This window comes from Paenibacillus sp. DP01, assembly GCF_044784315.1.
Lineage (GTDB): Bacteria > Bacillota > Bacilli > Paenibacillales > Paenibacillaceae > Paenibacillus > Paenibacillus polymyxa.
Window position 1 is genome coordinate 2,244,487 of record NZ_CP173059.1, and the last position, 18,142, is coordinate 2,262,628.

The 18,142-nt window shown below is 45.7% G+C and carries 19 protein-coding genes; all 19 read left to right on the plus strand.

Annotation, left to right across the window (positions count from 1 at the left end; translation table 11 throughout):
* The first annotated feature begins 21 nt into the window (after positions 1 to 21).
* The 19 genes from flhA to frr all read left to right on the plus strand — a co-directional run bounded on the left by flhA (position 22) and on the right by frr (position 18,085).
* On the plus strand, positions 22 to 2,055 hold the full coding sequence (flhA, locus tag ACH59B_RS10180; RefSeq protein WP_016820963.1) for a flagellar biosynthesis protein FlhA: 2,034 nt from the start codon (positions 22 to 24) through the stop codon (positions 2,053 to 2,055).
* Entirely contained in the window at positions 2,052 to 3,497 is a 1,446-nt protein-coding gene (gene flhF / locus ACH59B_RS10185; protein WP_117289522.1) for a flagellar biosynthesis protein FlhF, read from the plus strand. Before flhA ends, flhF begins: the two co-directional genes overlap by 4 nt.
* Positions 3,494 to 4,381 carry a MinD/ParA family protein gene (locus tag ACH59B_RS10190; protein ID WP_117289520.1) on the plus strand — a complete coding sequence of 296 codons (888 nt, stop codon included), beginning with the start codon at positions 3,494 to 3,496 and terminating at the stop codon, positions 4,379 to 4,381. Before flhF ends, ACH59B_RS10190 begins: the two co-directional genes overlap by 4 nt.
* 31 nt (positions 4,382 to 4,412) lie before the next feature.
* On the plus strand, positions 4,413 to 5,957 hold the full coding sequence (locus ACH59B_RS10195; RefSeq protein ID WP_243537360.1) for a chemotaxis protein CheB: 1,545 nt from the start codon (positions 4,413 to 4,415) through the stop codon (positions 5,955 to 5,957).
* Positions 5,958 to 5,990: 33 nt separating this feature from the next.
* A complete protein-coding gene (locus ACH59B_RS10200) occupies positions 5,991 to 8,087 on the plus strand; it encodes a chemotaxis protein CheA (RefSeq protein WP_107734237.1) in 2,097 nt (698 codons plus the stop codon).
* A 62-nt stretch (positions 8,088 to 8,149) separates the two neighbouring features.
* Entirely contained in the window at positions 8,150 to 8,611 is a 462-nt protein-coding gene (locus tag ACH59B_RS10205; protein WP_013370696.1) for a chemotaxis protein CheW, read from the plus strand.
* 3 nt (positions 8,612 to 8,614) lie between these two features.
* Positions 8,615 to 9,241 carry a chemotaxis protein CheC gene (locus ACH59B_RS10210; protein WP_013370697.1) on the plus strand — a complete coding sequence of 209 codons (627 nt, stop codon included), beginning with the start codon at positions 8,615 to 8,617 and terminating at the stop codon, positions 9,239 to 9,241.
* Positions 9,234 to 9,731 carry a chemotaxis protein CheD gene (locus tag ACH59B_RS10215; protein WP_010346358.1) on the plus strand — a complete coding sequence of 166 codons (498 nt, stop codon included), beginning with the start codon at positions 9,234 to 9,236 and terminating at the stop codon, positions 9,729 to 9,731. Before ACH59B_RS10210 ends, ACH59B_RS10215 begins: the two co-directional genes overlap by 8 nt.
* A 2-nt stretch (positions 9,732 to 9,733) precedes the next feature.
* The gene (locus ACH59B_RS10220) at positions 9,734 to 10,147 is read left to right on the plus strand and encodes a hypothetical protein (protein WP_013370699.1); all 414 of its coding nucleotides are present in this window, start codon (positions 9,734 to 9,736) and stop codon (positions 10,145 to 10,147) included.
* A gap of 14 nt (positions 10,148 to 10,161) precedes the next feature.
* Positions 10,162 to 10,950 carry a FliA/WhiG family RNA polymerase sigma factor gene (locus ACH59B_RS10225; RefSeq protein ID WP_016820968.1) on the plus strand — a complete coding sequence of 263 codons (789 nt, stop codon included), beginning with the start codon at positions 10,162 to 10,164 and terminating at the stop codon, positions 10,948 to 10,950.
* 44 nt (positions 10,951 to 10,994) lie between these two features.
* Positions 10,995 to 12,404 (plus strand): DUF342 domain-containing protein, encoded by a 1,410-nt coding sequence (locus ACH59B_RS10230; RefSeq protein ID WP_038978127.1) that lies wholly within the window; start codon positions 10,995 to 10,997, stop codon positions 12,402 to 12,404.
* A gap of 81 nt (positions 12,405 to 12,485) precedes the next feature.
* Positions 12,486 to 12,806, plus strand: coding sequence for a hypothetical protein (locus tag ACH59B_RS10235; RefSeq protein WP_017427934.1), 321 nt, complete (start codon positions 12,486 to 12,488; stop codon positions 12,804 to 12,806).
* Between the two features lie 41 nt (positions 12,807 to 12,847).
* Positions 12,848 to 13,372, plus strand: coding sequence for a DUF6115 domain-containing protein (locus ACH59B_RS10240; protein WP_126665683.1), 525 nt, complete (start codon positions 12,848 to 12,850; stop codon positions 13,370 to 13,372).
* A complete protein-coding gene (locus ACH59B_RS10245) occupies positions 13,369 to 14,016 on the plus strand; it encodes an endolytic transglycosylase MltG (RefSeq protein WP_164965506.1) in 648 nt (215 codons plus the stop codon). Before ACH59B_RS10240 ends, ACH59B_RS10245 begins: the two co-directional genes overlap by 4 nt.
* A 431-nt stretch (positions 14,017 to 14,447) precedes the next feature.
* A complete protein-coding gene (locus ACH59B_RS10250; protein ID WP_226888625.1) occupies positions 14,448 to 14,765 on the plus strand; it encodes a hypothetical protein in 318 nt (105 codons plus the stop codon).
* A 435-nt stretch (positions 14,766 to 15,200) separates the two neighbouring features.
* Positions 15,201 to 15,899: a 30S ribosomal protein S2 gene (gene rpsB / locus ACH59B_RS10255; RefSeq protein ID WP_013309916.1), complete on the plus strand. Its 699-nt coding sequence runs from the start codon at positions 15,201 to 15,203 to the stop codon at positions 15,897 to 15,899.
* Between the two features lie 132 nt (positions 15,900 to 16,031).
* Entirely contained in the window at positions 16,032 to 16,682 is a 651-nt protein-coding gene (gene tsf / locus ACH59B_RS10260; RefSeq protein WP_013370709.1) for a translation elongation factor Ts, read from the plus strand.
* Between the two features lie 120 nt (positions 16,683 to 16,802).
* A complete protein-coding gene (gene pyrH, locus ACH59B_RS10265) occupies positions 16,803 to 17,531 on the plus strand; it encodes a UMP kinase (RefSeq protein ID WP_013309918.1) in 729 nt (242 codons plus the stop codon).
* The gene (gene frr, locus ACH59B_RS10270; RefSeq protein ID WP_014599669.1) at positions 17,531 to 18,085 is read left to right on the plus strand and encodes a ribosome recycling factor; all 555 of its coding nucleotides are present in this window, start codon (positions 17,531 to 17,533) and stop codon (positions 18,083 to 18,085) included. Before pyrH ends, frr begins: the two co-directional genes overlap by 1 nt.
* The last annotated feature ends 57 nt before the right edge of the window (positions 18,086 to 18,142 follow it).

Below are 18,142 nucleotides of genomic sequence, written 5' to 3' on the forward strand. Positions count from 1 at the left end.
GGATCGGAGGCCAAGAGACCCGTGAAAATAAAAGAAATAACCGTCCTTGCAGGCGTCATCGGTATCGTTCTTATGATGATTCTCCCGATCCCTTCATGGCTGCTGGATATTCTGCTCGTCATTAATATTTCTATTGCTTTGATGATTCTACTTGTTTCAATGAACACGAAGGAAGCTTTACAGTTCTCTATCTTTCCTTCATTGCTGCTCATTACAACGTTGTTTCGTTTGGCGCTCAACATTTCTACGACCAAACTTATTTTAGGTGAGGGTCATGCCGGCGAAGTAGTTGCTACGTTTGGTAGCTGGATTGCAGGCGGCCAAATTGCCGTCGGCTTTGTTGTCTTCCTCATTCTTGTGGTCGTACAGTTCATTGTTATTACCAAAGGATCGGAGCGGGTAGCAGAGGTGGGCGCCCGGTTTACATTGGATGCGATGCCAGGTAAACAAATGAGTATTGATGCTGATTTGAATGCAGGTCTAATTAATGAGCAGCAAGCCCGTGAACGACGCAGTAAAATCGAACGGGAAGCGGATTTTTACGGAGCTATGGATGGTGCGAGTAAATTTGTTAAAGGCGATGCGATCGCCAGTATTATCATTTTGATCATTAACCTGGTGGGCGGCTTTATTATCGGTATGGCCGTTCAGGGAAAAGGATTTCAAGAAGCGCTGTCAACGTATTCTGTTCTCACGATCGGTGATGGATTGGTCAGCCAGATTCCTGCGCTGCTCATATCCACGGCTTCAGGCTTGATTGTTACGCGGGCTACGTCGGATGGCAACTTGGCAGAAGATTTAACCGGACAGCTCTTTTCATATCCAAAATTGATCTACATAGTGGCTGCCACCATTGCATTATTGGGCCTTTTCACACCTATTCATATTATTACAACTCTTCCACTTGCGATTCTATTGTTTTTTGCAGCCCGAAGAATGCAGGGCAATATGGAACGCAAGCAAATTGCTGATGAACAGCTGGAGGAGGAGCAACAAATCGAAGAGGTGCGTAGTCCGGAAAGTGTCATTAATTTGCTTCAAGTAGATCCGATTGAATTTGAGTTTGGGTACGGGTTGATTCCGTTGGCGGATACACAGCAAGGCGGTGATCTACTGGATCGGATTATTATGATTCGCCGTCAATGCGCCTTGGAGCTGGGGTTGGTTGTGCCGGTTATTCGTATTCGGGATAACATTCAGCTCAAGCCTAACGAATATGTAATTAAAATTAAAGGCAATACGGTAGGCGGTGGAGAACTGTTGTTGAATCATTATCTGGCTATGAGTCCGGGATACGACGACGACTCCATTACAGGGATTGAAACGACAGAACCGGCCTTCGGACTGCCTGCGCTCTGGATTGACGAGAACACGAAGGATGTTGCTGAACTGTCAGGTTATACGGTGGTTGATCCACCTTCAGTTGTAGCTACTCATCTAACAGAGACGATCAAGAAACATGCCCATGAGTTGCTTGGCAGACAGGAAACACGTTCGCTGGTTGACAATCTCAAGGAGAATTATCCAGTGCTGGTGGACGACCTTATTCCTTCTGTGCTTGCGATTGGGGACGTACAAAAAGTGCTGGCCAAGCTGTTGAAAGAAAAAATCTCTATTCGCGATATGGTGACTATATTCGAGACGTTGGCTGACTATGGTACTTATACAAAAGATCCAGACGTGCTAACTGAATATGTTCGTCAAGCGTTATCACGTCAGATTACGCAGCAATTTGCACAGCAGGGAGAAACGTTGCGTGTTATTACCGTGGGACCAGGATTGGAGAAGAAAATTGCTGAGAGCGTGCAGCAGTCGGAGCAAGGTAGCTATTTGGCTCTTGATCCGGTGTCAACGCAAACGGTGTATCAAAGGATGATGGAGCAAATCAACCGTCTTATTCAATCGGGACAGCAGCCTATTGTGTTAACGTCACCGACAATACGTATGTATTTGCGGCAAGTGATGGAGCGGACGATGCAGGATGTCCCGGTGCTGTCGTACAGTGAGCTGGAGCCGAACGTTGAAATTCAAAGTGTCGGGGTGGTGAACTTATGAGAGTGAAACGATATCTAGTGGATACCATGCCAGAAGCCATGCTGCAAATCAGGGGTGACTTAGGAACAGATGCCGTCATTTTAAGTACCAAGGAAGTGAAGGTCGGCGGTTTTATGGGGATGTTCAGTAAAAAGAAAATTGAAGTGGTTGCTGCAGTTGAGGAGCAGCAACCTCAAAAGCCTCGGCGGACTGAACGCTCGTCACACCAGCTTGCCCGGGCTGCTTCGCCTCTAATGAACACCCCTGAGAAGCTGGAAAAACCATCAGTACCTGTAGTCCCCAGACAAGCAGCTCCAGAAGCTTATCGGCGGGTTACACAACAGATAACCGGTAGTTCCAAAGAAGAACAAGCTGATTTAACGGTTAATACAGAACAAGTTGCATCAGCAACGGAGCATTTGTCGCCAAGGTCTGCTAATAACCTGGAGACTCTATCTCAGGCATTTGATCAAGAAGTATTGCTTTCGAACCTGAAATCATCCAGTGAGCTGCATAAACGGTCAATCGAAGCAAGTGTTCCAGACAAGAGTGGAGCTGAGGAAAATCAGGCATTGCTTAATGAATTGCGGGAAATGAAAGCAATGATGACTCGGTTCTCCAGAAACTCTTCAATGGAAAGTACTTGGCCTGAGGGGCTGCATGAGATCTGTGAGCATGTGTTGGAACAGGAAGTGGCACGTGATTTACTGGAATACTGGATCGAACAGGTATATGTGCGTCGAAGTGAGCACCCTTTTGCGCCTGAAACTTTTGATTGGGAACAAGCCTTTCGTGAGGAAGTGACCAGTTTTATACAGACAAGACTGGATAAAGGGATCTCCCAAGATACCAAAATTGTGTATGTTGCAGGACCTACCGGAGTAGGAAAAACGACAACCATTGCGAAGTTGGCAGCGGAACAGTTGTTCAAACATCATCGCAAAGTTGGATTTATTACTTCTGACACGTACCGGATTTCAGCCGTCGAGCAACTGCGTACATATGCTACGATTTTGAATGTACCGCTTGAAGTTGTGCAATCTCCCGGTGACGTCCAAAGGGCTATTCAACGTCTGGAGCATTGTGACTTGATCCTTATGGATACTGCAGGGCGAAATTATCGTAATGAACTGCTTGTATCAGAACTGCAAAGTCTGCTCTCACCTATTAATGAAAGTGAGACGTATCTGGTACTCAGCCTGACATCCAAAAGCAGGGATATGCTCAATATAACTGGACATTTCAGTAAGTTTGGTCTTGGGAAGGTTGTATTTACCAAGATGGATGAGACGGGCAGTTGTGGCGGAATGTTCAATCTTTTGCACCAGTTTCCGATGCAGTTGGCCTATATTACGAATGGACAAAATGTACCTGACGACCTGCTTCATCCCGATGCAGAAATGGTGACAAATATGCTGCTTGGAGCCAAAGTATCGTCAGGAGTTAACGGAGATTCCATATGAGTGATCAAGCACAATCACTTAGACAAATGGCTTCATCCTTGGATAAGTATCGATTACCCCCACGTAATCGTCACGCAAAAATTATAACGATCACCAGTGGTAAAGGCGGGGTGGGCAAATCCAATTTTACGCTGAACTTTGCATTGGCCCTGCAATCTCTTGGTCGAAAGGTACTTGTGTTTGATGCTGACATCGGTATGGCTAATATTGATGTGTTGATGGGATCCCATTCACAATACAATCTTCTTCACTTGTTAAAACGTGAAAAATCAATTGATGAGATTATTCAAACGGGTATAGGTGGTTTGCCTTATATTGCTGGAGGCTCAGGTTTAAGCGAACTGTTTGCGTTATCAGATGAGAATCTGAATTATTTTGCCGAAGAAGTAGAAAAAATGGCAGCAGACATGGATTATATTCTTTTTGATACAGGTGCAGGTTTATCCAAAGAAAATCTTAAATTCATCACTTCAGCTGACGAATGTATGGTAGTAACCACCCCAGAACCGACGTCCTTAACAGATGCGTATGCACTAATTAAAGTCGTCAACGGGTTGCAGAAAGATACGGTATTCAAAATTATAGTCAATCGTGCCGATAACGATAATGAGGCCCGTCAAGTTGCCGATAAGATCGCACTTGTTGCGAAACGCTTTTTGGAGATTGAAATCCCGCTGCTTGGACATATCAGTGATGATACTCATGTCATGCAGGCAGTCAAAAGACAAGTACCTTTTATGGTTGCTTTTCCGGGATGCGCGGCTTCAAAAGATGTACTGAATCTGGCACACCGTTTTGCAGCAATGCCACAGGTTCCACAACCAGGTGCATTGAGTGGAATCAAAGGATTTATGCAAAAATGGTTGCGGCGTTCTATGCATTGATTTTTGATGAGAGGAAACAGGGGTGTTTAACATGTGTGCTTACCGGGTGCTGGTTGTAGATGATTCGGCCTTTATGCGCAAAATTATTACAGATCTTATTGTAAGGGATGAGTCGTTCAACATCGTAGGTACAGCCGCCAATGGCAGAGAGGCTGTAGAGAAAGTGAAAGAATTGCAGCCTGATTTGGTCACCATGGATGTCGAAATGCCTGAAATGAATGGTCTTGAAGCGTTGCCACTGATTATGGCAGCCCATCCGTTACCTGTCATTATGTTGTCAGGCATTAATGAACAAGGCATGAAGGAGACCATCATGGCTCTGGAGGCAGGAGCTTTCGATTTTATAAGAAAGCCTTCCATTGCTCATGCGCAAGATATTGAGCAGGTGAGCAAGGCGTTGCTCGAACAGATGCATACTGCTATGCAAGCAGTACGCAGCCGCTTGGAGCGCAAGGAAGCGAATGAGCGCAAAGCTGCAATGGAACAAGCGAAAAAAACGCCAATGGAAAAGCCACCTGGACAGGCTGCGGCTGAGAAACGAGCTGGAAGTCAAGCTTCGGCAGACAAGCCTCCTGTTGTTCCGCTTGCTCCTCCACCTGCTGCATCGGCTCAACCAAAGAAAGATGCTGGGAAGTCCGTCCCAACAGCTGCCAAGCAGGAAACTAAAAAGCAGCTGTCTGGAACATCTGCTACAGGTGGCCGCATAGACAAGTCAGCTGTTCAGCCAAGGAAACCAGTGCAAGCACCTCATGTGCAGAAAAAAGAAGACTTGTCCATGAGTACGGGAATAACGTCGGGACAGCTGAAGAGCTCTGATCCGGCTGCTGGCAAATCAATACAGGGTAAGGATAAAGCAGGGCTTGTCAAGCCGGAGTCACGGAAGACGGTAACTTCATCAGCTTCTTCCGCTCCTGCGGCTGCAACGCCTCCAGTAACAGCACCTACAGCTCCAGCTGCACCACAGGGATTGTCACTTAAAAAAGGTGTGCATACGTCCAGCTTTCGAAAACTGGTGGCGGTCGGATGTTCTACTGGCGGACCACGGGCTCTTAAGACCCTGTTGGAGCGCATTCCTGGGGATTTTCCAGCTCCAATCGTTATCGTTCAGCATATGCCACCAAACTTTACTCGTTCGCTAGCACAACGTTTGAACACGTTGAGTCCACTACGCGTTGTGGAGGCTGAGCAGGGGATGACGCTAGAGACGGGAACAGCCTACATCGCACCAGGGGGATATCAGCTAAGAATTGTGCCTGGAGCCGGTGGTAAATACACGGTGTCACTGAAGATGGAGGAGGCTCGCAATGGTCACCGTCCTTCTGTAGATACGATGTTCGAATCGCTGCTCTCTTTAACCGCGCTGGAAAGACATCTAATATTGCTTACTGGAATGGGTAGCGACGGGGCTAAAATGATGAAAAAGCTTTATGACGCTGGGGTTCAATCCACATTTGCTGAAAATGAGGAGACTTGTGTAGTGTACGGAATGCCCCGCTCAGCAGTTGAATTAAAATGTGTGCGCCACCTTCTGCCAATGCAGGAGATCGCCCCCAAGCTTGTACAAGTTGTGAAATAATCGGAGTGTAACTCATGGAGGAGGTGTCTCACAATGGACATGAACCAATATTTAAACATGTTTATTGATGAGTCGAATGATCATCTGCAATCTCTTAACGAAAATATGCTTCAACTGGAAAGCAACCCAACCGATCTAGGCATCGTTCAGGTGATTTTCCGTTCTGCCCATACCCTCAAAGGAATGGCTGCTACGATGGGGTTTGAAGACCTGGCATCGCTCACTCACCAAATGGAAAACGTTCTTGATCTGGTACGTAACAACAAGCTGGCGATGCATGAATTTATATTCGATACCTTATTTAAAGGTTTGGATGCCCTGGAATCCATGGTGCAGCACATTACAGAGGGAGGCGATGGAAAAGCGGATGTCTCCTCTATTGTATCTTCATTGCAATCTATCGTGAGCGGGGATTTCCTAAAGTCCGGCTCAAATGCCGCCACTGAAGAGTCTACTTCTACAAAAGCAGGCACTAACGATAGTGCTGGATTGGTTTTGGACCAATTCCAGTATTCTGTACTGGAGCAATCGATTTCTGAAGGGCATCGTGTTCACTATATACAGGTAACAATCAGTTCAGAGAGCCAGCTGAAGGCGGCACGTGCCTTTATGGTATTCAACACACTGGAAAACTCTGGTGAAATCGTCAAGGCCTATCCGTCCGTACAGGATATCGAGCAGGAAAAATTCGAACAAAGCTTCTCGTTATATTACATAACGCAGAAAGAAGTTGGGGAGCTGGAAAAGGAAATCACGGGTATCTCTGAAATTGACACGGTCTCAGTGGTACAACTGGATCAGGAATCGCTTAAACAAATGAGCGAAGTTACTGCTGGACTCGCTGAGACAGCGGCGGTACAGGAAGCAGCTGTTGCCGTGCAGCCACCCGCTCCATCTCAGCCGCAGTCTCCAGCTGCGGCCTCTGTTGCCAAGCCAGCTGCAGGTAAAGCGCCAGCAGCCAAGGCGGCTGCTCCTACGCACAACCGTACGATTCGCGTAGATATTGAACGTCTGGATGTACTTATGAATTTATTCAGCGAGTTGCTCATTGACCGTGTGCGCTTAGAACAGTTAGCCAGTGAGGCTTCCAATCCAGCACTGACGGAAACGGTTGAGCATATGAGTCGTGTGAGCAGTGATTTGCAAAATGTTGTTCTCAAATTGCGGATGGTACCTGTAGATACTGTTTTCAACCGTTTCCCGCGTATGGTTCGCGATCTGGCCAAGTCGCTGGATAAAAAACTGGAATTGGTTATTACTGGAGCAGAGACTGAAATGGATCGGACGGTTATCGACGAGATTGGTGATCCTCTGGTGCATTTGCTACGTAACTCCGTGGATCATGGCATCGAGTCGGTAGCCGACCGGATTGCAGCTGGTAAACCAGAAACTGGAACCGTTCAACTGCGTGCTTTTCATAGCGGTAATAACGTATTTATCGAGATTGAGGATGATGGGAACGGGATTAACCGTGAAAAGGTACTAAACAGTGCTATTTCCAAAGGGATTTTGACAGCAGAACAAGCAGCTTCCATGACCGACGAGGAAGCTTATCAAGTATTGTTTGCTCCGGGCTTTAGTACAGCTGCAGTCATTTCAGACGTATCAGGACGCGGTGTCGGTCTGGATGTTGTTAAATCTAAAATTACCGCTTTGGGTGGTAATGTTACGGTTCACTCCACATTGGGCCAGGGCACTAATTTCTCTGTACAATTGCCGCTGACTCTATCCATTATTGCAGCCATGATGATACAGATCGGTTCTGAAAAATATGCGATTCCTTTGTCTTCCATTGTGGAAACTGCGATCGTCAAGCGTAAGCAAATCCGTTCTGTGCATGGCAATAAGATGATTGCTTTCCGCGATTCTCATATCCCGCTTATCTCCTTGAGTCAGCTGTTTGAGGTACCGGACTTCAACGAAGATGAAGAAGAAGAGACAGAGGTCGTGGTCATCCGTAAGGGAGACCGTCTGGCAGCTCTTTCCGTACAGGACTTTTTGGGACAAAGTGAAATCGTCCTTAAAAATCTGGGCAAGTATCTTCCAAACATCCAAGGAATTTCAGGTGCCACGATTCTGGGTGACGGTCAGGTTGCTTTGATCATTGACCCGAATGTTTTCATTAAATAATGTCTTCATTAAAAATGAAAGAAATATGAGATTGCGGACATCAATAAGGAGGGTTTTTAAACATGGGAGAAGAAATTAAAGTTATCGTATTTAAGCTTGGTGAAGAGGAATACGGTGTTGAAGTAGAAAAAGTCCAATCTATTGAACGCATGGTGCCGATTACACGGGTTCCGAGAACTTACGATTTTGTTAAAGGTGTATTCAACATGAGAGGCGTGGTTATTCCGGTTATTGATCTTCGTGGCCGTTTTGGATTACCAGAAGCTGAATATACCGATCAAACACGTATTATTATCGTTGCTGTGGGCGAGATGCAAGTCGGCTTTATCGTGGATTCAGCGAATGATGTTATTGACCTGAATACTGACAACATTGAGACACCACCGGAAGTGGTTGGCGGTGTTAAGGCTAAATATCTTCGCGGAGTTGCTAAAATTGGTGAAGAACGTCTGTTGATTATGCTGAACTTGTCCGAAGTTTTGAACCGTAGCGAAATGAACCAACTGGAAGGTTTAGAGGATTAATATATGGAGAATCTGGGAAATCTCGAAGACTTCAAGTTGGATGTATTGAAAGAAGTCGGCAACATTGGCTCGGGGAACGCTGCTACAGCGCTCTCCCGGCTTCTCAATAAACCAGTCGATATGGGTGTGCCCAAAGTGCAAATGCTGCCCTTTGAGGAAATTGCGGACAAAGTCGGCGGAAATGAACAACTTGTTGTTGCAATATTTTTTAGAGTCGAAGGGGAAGCCCCTGGTAATCTATTCTTCATATTGCAACCTCAGGCGGCGAAAAGCTTACTTTCCCGTTTGGCGAATATTCCTTCGGATGACGAGGATAGCTTTAACGAAATGGAGCATTCAGCTCTGTCGGAGATCGGTAACATTTTAGCAGGCTCCTACCTTTCTTCGTTGGCGGATTTCACACGTTTATCCATGTATCCAACAGTCCCTGCGCTGGCACTGGATATGGCAGGAGCTATTCTCAGCTACGGACTGCTGCAGTTTGGGCAGATGGGGGATGCTGCTTTATTGATTGACACATCGTTTCTGGAAGGGCAGAATCATATTGAGGGTCAATTTTTCCTGATTCCTGATCCAGAATCGTTCGGGAAAATCTTTAGGTCGTTAGGAGTCCCGATGAACGATGATTGAGGATAAAAGCATCATTAAAGTCGGCATGGCAGATTTAAATGTTACCAGCAACCCGAACTCGATTCGCACGACAGGGCTTGGCTCCTGCGTCGGATTGACCCTCTATGATCCTCATTTGAAACTGGCAGGCATGGCACATGTGATGTTACCGTCCTCGGATATTGCGCGTGAAGGGCAGTTGAATATTGCCAAATATGCGGATACAGCACTGCCAGAGTTATTTGAACGAATGTTGAAACTGGGTGCTGAACGGCGCAGACTGATTGCCAAAATGGCAGGAGGAGCGCAGATGTTTGCCTTTGCAGGTAGTGGAGACACCATGCGGATTGGCCCGCGCAATGTAGAATCGTGCAAGGAAATGCTTGTAGATCTGGGCATTCCTTTAATTGCGGAAGATACGGGTGGCAATTATGGACGAACGATTGAGTTGGACTCTGAAACTGGCGTTTTGAATATTCGAAGCGTACAAAAAGGTGTAAAGGAATTATAAACATGTTATTTGGTAGCTTACGCATTAATCTTTGGTCTGGAGTAGTCGGATTTATTCTGACTTTTGTGTTGTCCGTTGGCAGCAATCTGCTGACCACGAGCTTAATTCGTGGCTTAATCGCCTTCGTTTTTTGGTTCCTACTTGCATTTGTGCTGCGCTGGACACTGGGTGTGGTAGCGCGGCCAGATCTGGGTAATGCCCAAGACCGGGCAAGCTCTCAGGTAGATGGCGTAGGGGGAAATCTGGACCTGACGACACCAGACGAAAATGAAAACCTGAATGAATTGCTGAAACCGAAACCAGAGCAGACGGACGAGGGGAATAATGGTTTTGCACCTTTAAACCCACCCAAGCTGGTTTCCAACAAGGACCCTGAAGAATTGGCCAAGGCCGTTCGTCACCTGACAGACAAATAAGGAGGGTGAAGCCGATGAACGAGCGAAAAGCCGCTCATTTGAACCATTCCGAGCTGTGGGAACAATGGAAAGAACACGGTGACAAGGAAGCAAAAAAGCAGTTAATTGAAAAGTATCTCCATATTGTGGAATATGTGTCGGGTCGTCTTGCAGTAGGCTTACCTAAAAATGTATCCAAGGATGATCTGGCGAGCAACGGTGTTATGGGTTTGATTGATGCTTTAGAGAAATTTGATTATGAGCGTGGTTTGCAGTTTGAGACTTATGCTTCTTGGCGTGTTCGCGGAGCAATTTTGGATGGTCTTCGTCAAGGAGATTGGGTTCCTCGTTCAGTTAGGGAAAAAGCGAAAAAAATCGAAGACGCCTACCAGCATTTAGAACAAAGGTATTTACGCACAGTAAGCGACGAAGAGATGAGTCATTATTTGGACGTCTCCGAGAAAGAGTTTCAAAGTATGATCCAAGAGGTCGCTGTAATGTCGATTGTCTCACTGGAGGACCCGATCCGCGAAGAAGAGTCGGAAACACGGCTTTCCTTGTTGGTAGATGAAAAGGCGAAAAATCCAGATCATAAGGTCAATGAATTTACACTGCGTGATGCCTTGGCACAAGGCATTGATAAATTAACTGAAAAAGAGCGTATCGTTGTTTCTTTATTGTATTACGAGGATTTGTCACTCAGCGAAATTGCTGAGGTCATGTCACTTTCTCCTTCGCGAATTTCTCAGTTGCATTCCAAAGCAATATTACGTCTGAGAGCGACACTGGACAAACAACGGGATTTGCTAATGCGTAAAGATTAACGTACGGGAGGTTACAGTAACAGTTAGACGGAAGGAGCACCCATGTGGAGAAGCAGTATGCTTTGGATCAGTTTTTAAAAGTGGTTGTCTCACCTGACAAACAATCCGCCTACTTGGAGTTTGCCAAACGTGAAGAAGGCTTTGCCTGTTCTGTGGAAGAATTAGAACGTTTTCTAAGCAACCAAAAAATATCCTACGGTGTAATTACCGATGCAATCCGCACATTTGCGGCAAATCCGGAAGATCATTTCTTCGGGAAATTACTGATTGCTCAGGGAAAGCAGCCGATCCACGGTACAGACGGAAAAATTAATCTGGCCGATATTGTGACCGGTGAAGATGCACATAAGCCACTTGAAACTGTGGATGGACGGGTAGATTATAAAGAATTAACTCGTCTAAGAAATGTAAAACGTGGACAACTGATTGCCGAACGTGTGGATCCTCTGCCAGGTGCACCAGGGATTGCTGTAACCGGAGAGGAAATTCCTTTTCTTCCAGGTAAAGAGGCACGCTTTAAAGTTGGAAAAAATGTAGTGATCCATCCGGAAGGCGTTGCGATGTATGCGGCTATTGATGGTTTAGTGACTACAACTGAAAAGGGCAAGCTTAATGTGTTCCCTGTGTATGAAGTGAATGGGGATGTCGATTATAGCGTCGGTAACATTGATTTTGTTGGAACCGTCGTCATTCGCGGGAATGTCTTGACCGGTTTTCGCGTTCGGGCGGCTGGTGACATTCGTGTCATTGGCGGTGTGGAAGGCGCTGAAATTGAGGCAGATGGTTCAGTGGAAATCAGCGGCGGTATTATCGGATACCATAAAGGATTTGTGAAAGCTGCACAAAATGTGAAATGCTCGTTTATACAAGATGGTAACGTGATCGCGGGAGCCGATGTGCTTGTATCCCAGAGCATCATGCATTCCCAGATCAAAGCGAGTAATAATGTAATCTGCGAAGGCACAAAAGGGCTTATCGTAGGTGGCAGTGTACAAGCTGGTAAAAAGGTAGTGGCTCGTACCGTCGGTAACACGATGTCCACAGCTACTAATATTGAAGTGGGTGTGCTTCCCGAACTGCGTGATGAACTGACAGAACTTCGCGCACGGTTGAAGCAACAGACAGACAGCCAGGATAAAACGAACAAAGCTCTTACAATATTGGATCAGCTAGCGGCTGCTGGACAGCTCGCACCTGACAGAATGGCTATGCGAATCAAGCTGACATCTACTAAAAAATCTAATGAACAGGAACTTTTGGAAACTAAGTCCAGAATGCTTGAAATAGAACGAACATTAGAAGATACGAGCCGCGCCCGGGTAGAAGTGAAAAATGTAATTTATGGTGGCTCTAAGATAGTTATCGGCAGATATACAAAATTTATTAAAGATTCTGTGGAAAGAATGGCGTTTTATTATCATGAGGGAGATATCAGCATGTCCTCCTACATGTAATTCATTACACTGATAATAATTCAATTTATTATATTTCTCGGTAGTCTGATACGGATGCCCAATCGGAAAGGGTGTGGTCCCATGAGCTTGAAGGCTGTTGAATTGCAAATTGCTGTACCTCGCACCAGTGAAGCAGGCAAATACCATAGTGAGTCCCAGCAGCGGCCAATGAATGACCAGGCATTACTTGGACAAAAGACTGCGCTGGAGACGGAGAACATGCGTCAGCGAAGCAGTGCCATAGATCAGTCTGCGGAAACATTCGTCGGTGAGAGGCAAACAGGTGAGCAGAGCAAAGATTCTTCCCAGCAGAGCCGCTCTCGCTCAGATGAGACTGAGCTACCTAAGGAGCATCCGGCAGAGCATCCGTATAAGGGACATCATATTGATTTTTCGCTCTGATCCAATGGGTGGAGAAGCGTTATAAAAGGAGACGATGGGCAGTGGATCAACCATGGATTTATATTGTTCTGCTGGGAGCCGCAGCTGTTGTCTACGCCTGGCTTCTGCCAAAGCGCCAGCCAAGCCGGGGAACAGAAGAGGCCGTCGTTCAAAAGGTTGAGGCTACATTGGAGCAATATATGGCCGATATTGAAAACGATAATGACGAGCTGATTGAACTCGTATCTGGTATGAAGCAGGAGCATGCGGTTAAGCAGGCAGCATTACAGGAGCAAGTAGCTGAGCTTCGAAATCGTATTGTGGAGCTTGAGCGTCAGGCAATGCTTGCTACCGTCTCTATGCCAATCTCAGATTCAGAAGCTTCTTTTGTAACTTTAGAGGAGCAAACGGCATTGCAAGAGCCTAAAACTGAGCAGGAACAAGAGTCCATCCGAGATCGTTATCAAGAGTTGTTCGCGATGCATGAGCAAGGCAAGTCGGTGGATTATATAGCTAAGCAATCAGGCATCCAGCGGGGCGAAGTACAGCTCATATTACAACTCGCGGAACGGGAGGATGTGACATGATCAAAAACCGCTCATTTATGTTAGGCATGGGTACTGGTCTTATCATGGGGGCATTGCTGCTGCAGCTGGCAATAATTGGTCAGGGGCAGTCGCAGCAATCTTCGGCAGACCCGAAAAACATGACGCGAGAACAACTAGAAAAGGCAGCAGCCGAGTTAAATCTTCAGATCAGTGACAGTTCTGATCCGAAAATGACAGAAGAGGAATGGCGTAATAAGCTGATCAAGGAAGGCAACAAGACTCCAGTTGCACCTCAAAAGGCTAAACCAGCTCAAACGCCTTCAACACCTAAGGTACCTGCAAACAGCACATCCTCGGCTGCTTCTAAGCCTTCGACCAGCACGTCAGTACCACAAAGTCCGAACAAGCCGGAAACTCAAAGAGATGGCACTACAGCCACTCCCAATATTCCCAAGCAGCCTGCCACTCCACAAGTGCAATATAGCATTGCATCAGGGAGCAATTTAAGAAGTGTGGCATCTGGATTGGAACGGGCAGGAGTCGTATCGGATGCTAGTGCATTTGAGGCAGCAGCTAAGGCTCAAAAAATCAATACCAAAATTCGTACAGGCACCTATCAGTTTGCTAAAGGTGAGGATTTCAGTTCTATTATTACTAAAATAACGAAAAAGCCGTCCAACTGACCTAATCGGGAAGAGGACGGCTTTTTATTTTTTTCGATGCGAACGAAAGTGATTTTTATTGTTTAGTTCAAAGTGGGTATGAAGCGCCCACAATAGCTTACAGCATAGCCTATTGCAATTCAGAGCTAGTTGGACATAAAAAGACCCCTGAAGGATTCAAAGGTCATCTCCTGGCGGATTGCACCACGGTGTATTGTTAAAACTATCCTCAATTTGGATCAATATTCAGATCTATCGGAGAGGGATATAAAATAAATTGAACACAAATTAACGCTATGAAATAATCGATAGCGGCATTGATGAATAAAAAAACAATAAAACAATTCTATTCCTAATTTTCTCTATTCATCTTGTCCCGTATATCGGTGGATTCTCCGCTCTGGGTTATTATCCTATGCATCTGCACCATGGGTCTTGGAATGGGGTTCTCCATGATGCCGCTCAACACGCATGTTCTGAACTCTGCGCCTCGCCGCCTGGTGAGCCGAGTCACACCATTGACAACAGCGGCTCAGCAAGTTGTCCTCTCGTTCGCGGTCGCAGGCCTGACGGGTTATCTGACGTCGCAAATCGCTTCCCACACCGCAAATGCGGGAGCGGACGCGAATCCGTTGAATGCTGACGTCGCGGGTTACGGCGATACGTTCTTCCTGCCCACGTGCCTAACGACTGCGGGTGTAGCTCTGTCGCTCCTTCTGCGTAAACCGCAGCAGCAGGAAGAAGAAGGTACCGTCGGCGGGGACAGCTAGGACCCAGCGATGATGGGGCACTAATCGGGAATTGGTACCGATTTCGATCGTGTGTAAAAAGCCTTGGCCGTTAGTCTGTCATGGCTTTTTACTGTACGCCCAGCATGGCGCCATCTATATTGAACAGATGCGGCTAACAGGGCACATATTGGAACTATCTGTCCGTTCAATGCGGTGCGAGAGTCTAACACTTTATTGTCACAAACATTTTTCTAAGAAGCCAGGCAGATGGAAGTGTACGGGTTGCTTTTTACACCGTTTCAATTATTGTCGAAAAGCTGGTTGCAACGCTGCAAGTGTTATGGTATATTAATTGACGGTGTTAAAAACGCACGTCGGTTAATTTTATAAAGGGTGCTTCCAATAGGAAGTCTTTATAAAAAATGATGTCGGCGGAGGACACACAAAAAAACCAAACTTAGGAGGTGCGTGAAGATGGCAGTAATCTCCATGAAACAGCTTTTGGAAGCTGGGGTTCACTTTGGTCACCAAACACGTCGCTGGAACCCGAAAATGGATCGTTATATCTTCACTGAAAGAAACGGTATTTACATCATTGACTTGCAAAAGACAGTGAAAAAGGTTGAGGAAGCTTACAACTTCGTAAAAAGCATTGCAGCTGAGAATGGTACAATTCTGTTCGTAGGCACGAAGAAACAAGCGCAAGATTCTGTTAAAGAAGAAGCAGCACGCGCTGGTCAATTCTACATCAACCAACGTTGGTTGGGTGGTACACTGACTAACTTCCAAACCATTCAAAAACGTATTGATCGTTTGAAACAATTGGAAGCTTGGGAAGAAGATGGTACATTTGCTGTTCTTCCTAAAAAAGAAGTTATCATTCTTCGCAAAGAAAAAGATCGTCTTGAAAAATTCTTGGGCGGTATCAAGAACATGAAGGGCCTTCCAAGTGCTCTGTTCATCATTGATCCGCGCAAAGAACGTATCGCGGTTGCTGAAGCTCGCAAATTGGGTATCCCAATCGTGGGTATCGTTGATACAAACTGCGATCCAGACGAAATCGACTATGTTATCCCAGGTAATGACGACGCGATCCGCGCTGTTAAATTGCTGACAGGTAAAATGGCTGATGCAGTTATGGAAGCTAACCAAGGCGAAGAAACTACAGCATAATATTTCTAATCGGAAATATCTATACGAATTAAATGAAAAGGGTGGTTGGTAGGTGGAAAACCTCTCACTACCCTTTTTTTAAGGAATAAAGCTCGCATATACCACTGAAAATCAAATTTGGAGGGAAATAATATGGCAGTTAATGCTAGCGCAGTAAAAGAGCTTCGTGAAAAAACAGGCGCAGGAATGCTGGATTGTAAAAAAGCGCTTGAAGAAGCAAATGGTGATTTGACAAAAGCGGTTGAAGTTCTACGTGAAAAAGGACTTGCAGCTGCAGCCAACAAAGCAGGCCGTATTGCTACTGAAGGCGTTGTTGAATCCTACATCCATGCTGGCGGCCGTATCGGCGTACTGGTAGAAGTAAACTGCGAAACAGACTTCGTGGCGAAAACTGACCAGTTCAAAGATTTTGTTCGTGACATTGCAATGCATATCGCTGCATCGAACCCTCGTTATGTTCGTCGCGAAGAAGTGCCACAGGAAGAGATTGAAAAAGAAAAAGAAATCCTGAAAGCACAAGCTTTGAACGAAGGAAAACCAGAAAAAATCGTTGAAAAAATGGTTGAAGGCCGCATCGGTAAATTCTACGAAGAGTTCTGCTTGCTGGAGCAATCTTTCATTAAAGATCCAGACAAAACAATCTCCACACTGATCAACGAGAAAATCAGCACGATTGGTGAAAACATCTCCGTACGTCGCTTTGTTCGTTTCGAACTGGGTGAAGGTCTGGAGAAAAAAGAAGACAACTTCTACGAAGAAGTTATGTCTCAAGTGAAACAATAATTACCAACGATCGGTAATTGCATATGAATAAACAGAAATGGAACACATCGGTGTTCCTTTTCTTGCAACAGGACACCTATCCTGTTACATAAAGAATATATGAAATTGGAGGGTGATCATTTGGAAAAACCTGTGTTTAAACGTGTTGTTCTGAAAGTTAGTGGGGAGTCGCTGTCAGGTCCTAACGGTTACGGTATTGATGCGGATACTATTGCGTCGATTGCTGAGCAAGTCAAGGACGTGGTGGAACTAGGAGTAGAAGTTGCTATTGTGTGCGGAGGCGGTAATATCTGGCGTGGTATTGCTGGAAGTGCCAATGGCATTGACCGGGCAACGGCAGATTACATGGGTATGCTCGCAACGGTGATGAACTCACTGGCTTTACAGGATGCTTTGGAACAAATTGAAGTACCTACGCGTGTACAAACATCCATCGCGATGCAACAGATTGCAGAACCTTACATCCGCCGTAGAGCTATCCGTCACTTGGAAAAAGGTCGGGTCGTAATTTTTGCTGCAGGTACGGGTAATCCGTTCTTCTCGACTGATACTACAGCTGCTCTACGTGCCGCTGAGATTGAAGCAGAAGTGATTCTGATGGCTAAAAATAAAGTAGATGGTGTGTACTCCGCCGATCCGTTTAAAGATAGCACAGCTGAAAAATATGAGCAGCTTACGTATTTAGATGTGCTTAACAAAAATCTCGGTGTCATGGATTCTACAGCTTCCTCGCTGTGCATGGATAACAATATTCCGTTGATTGTCTTTGCTATTACAGAGCAAGGTAACATTAAACGTGTCGTACTGGGTGAAAAAATTGGTACGATCGTCAAAGGGAGTGTAAATTAATGCCACAATCTGTGAAAAAGAGCGCTGAAGAGCGCATGCAAAAAGCAATCCAGGCATTGCAACGTGATCTTGCATCTTTGCGTGCAGGACGGGCAACACCAGCATTACTGGACCGTGTGCAGGTTGAATATTACGGCGCAATGACTCCAGTCAATCAGCTGGCGAATATCAATACACCTGACAGTCGGACCTTGATGATTCAGCCTTGGGACAAATCTTCTTTGGCTGATATCGAGCGTGCTATCCAAAAATCAGATTTAGGTTTGACGCCTTCGAATGATGGTAACACCATTCGTCTGAGTATTCCTGCTTTAACGGAGGAGCGCAGAACTGATTTGGTGAAGCTGACGAAAAAGAGCGGTGAAGAAGCAAAAATCGCTATTCGTAACATTCGTCGTGATGCAAATGATGATATCAAAAAAATGGAGAAAAGTGATATTTCCGAGGACGAATCTCGTAAGCACCAGGAAGATATCCAGAAGACGACTGACAAGTTTATCGCTGAAGTAGATAAAGTTTTAGCTGCAAAAGAAAAAGAAATTATGGAAGTTTAAAAAGATTGGCAGCCCCTCCCTTACGGTGGGGTTTGTCTCTTTTCAAGCCTGAGGCAC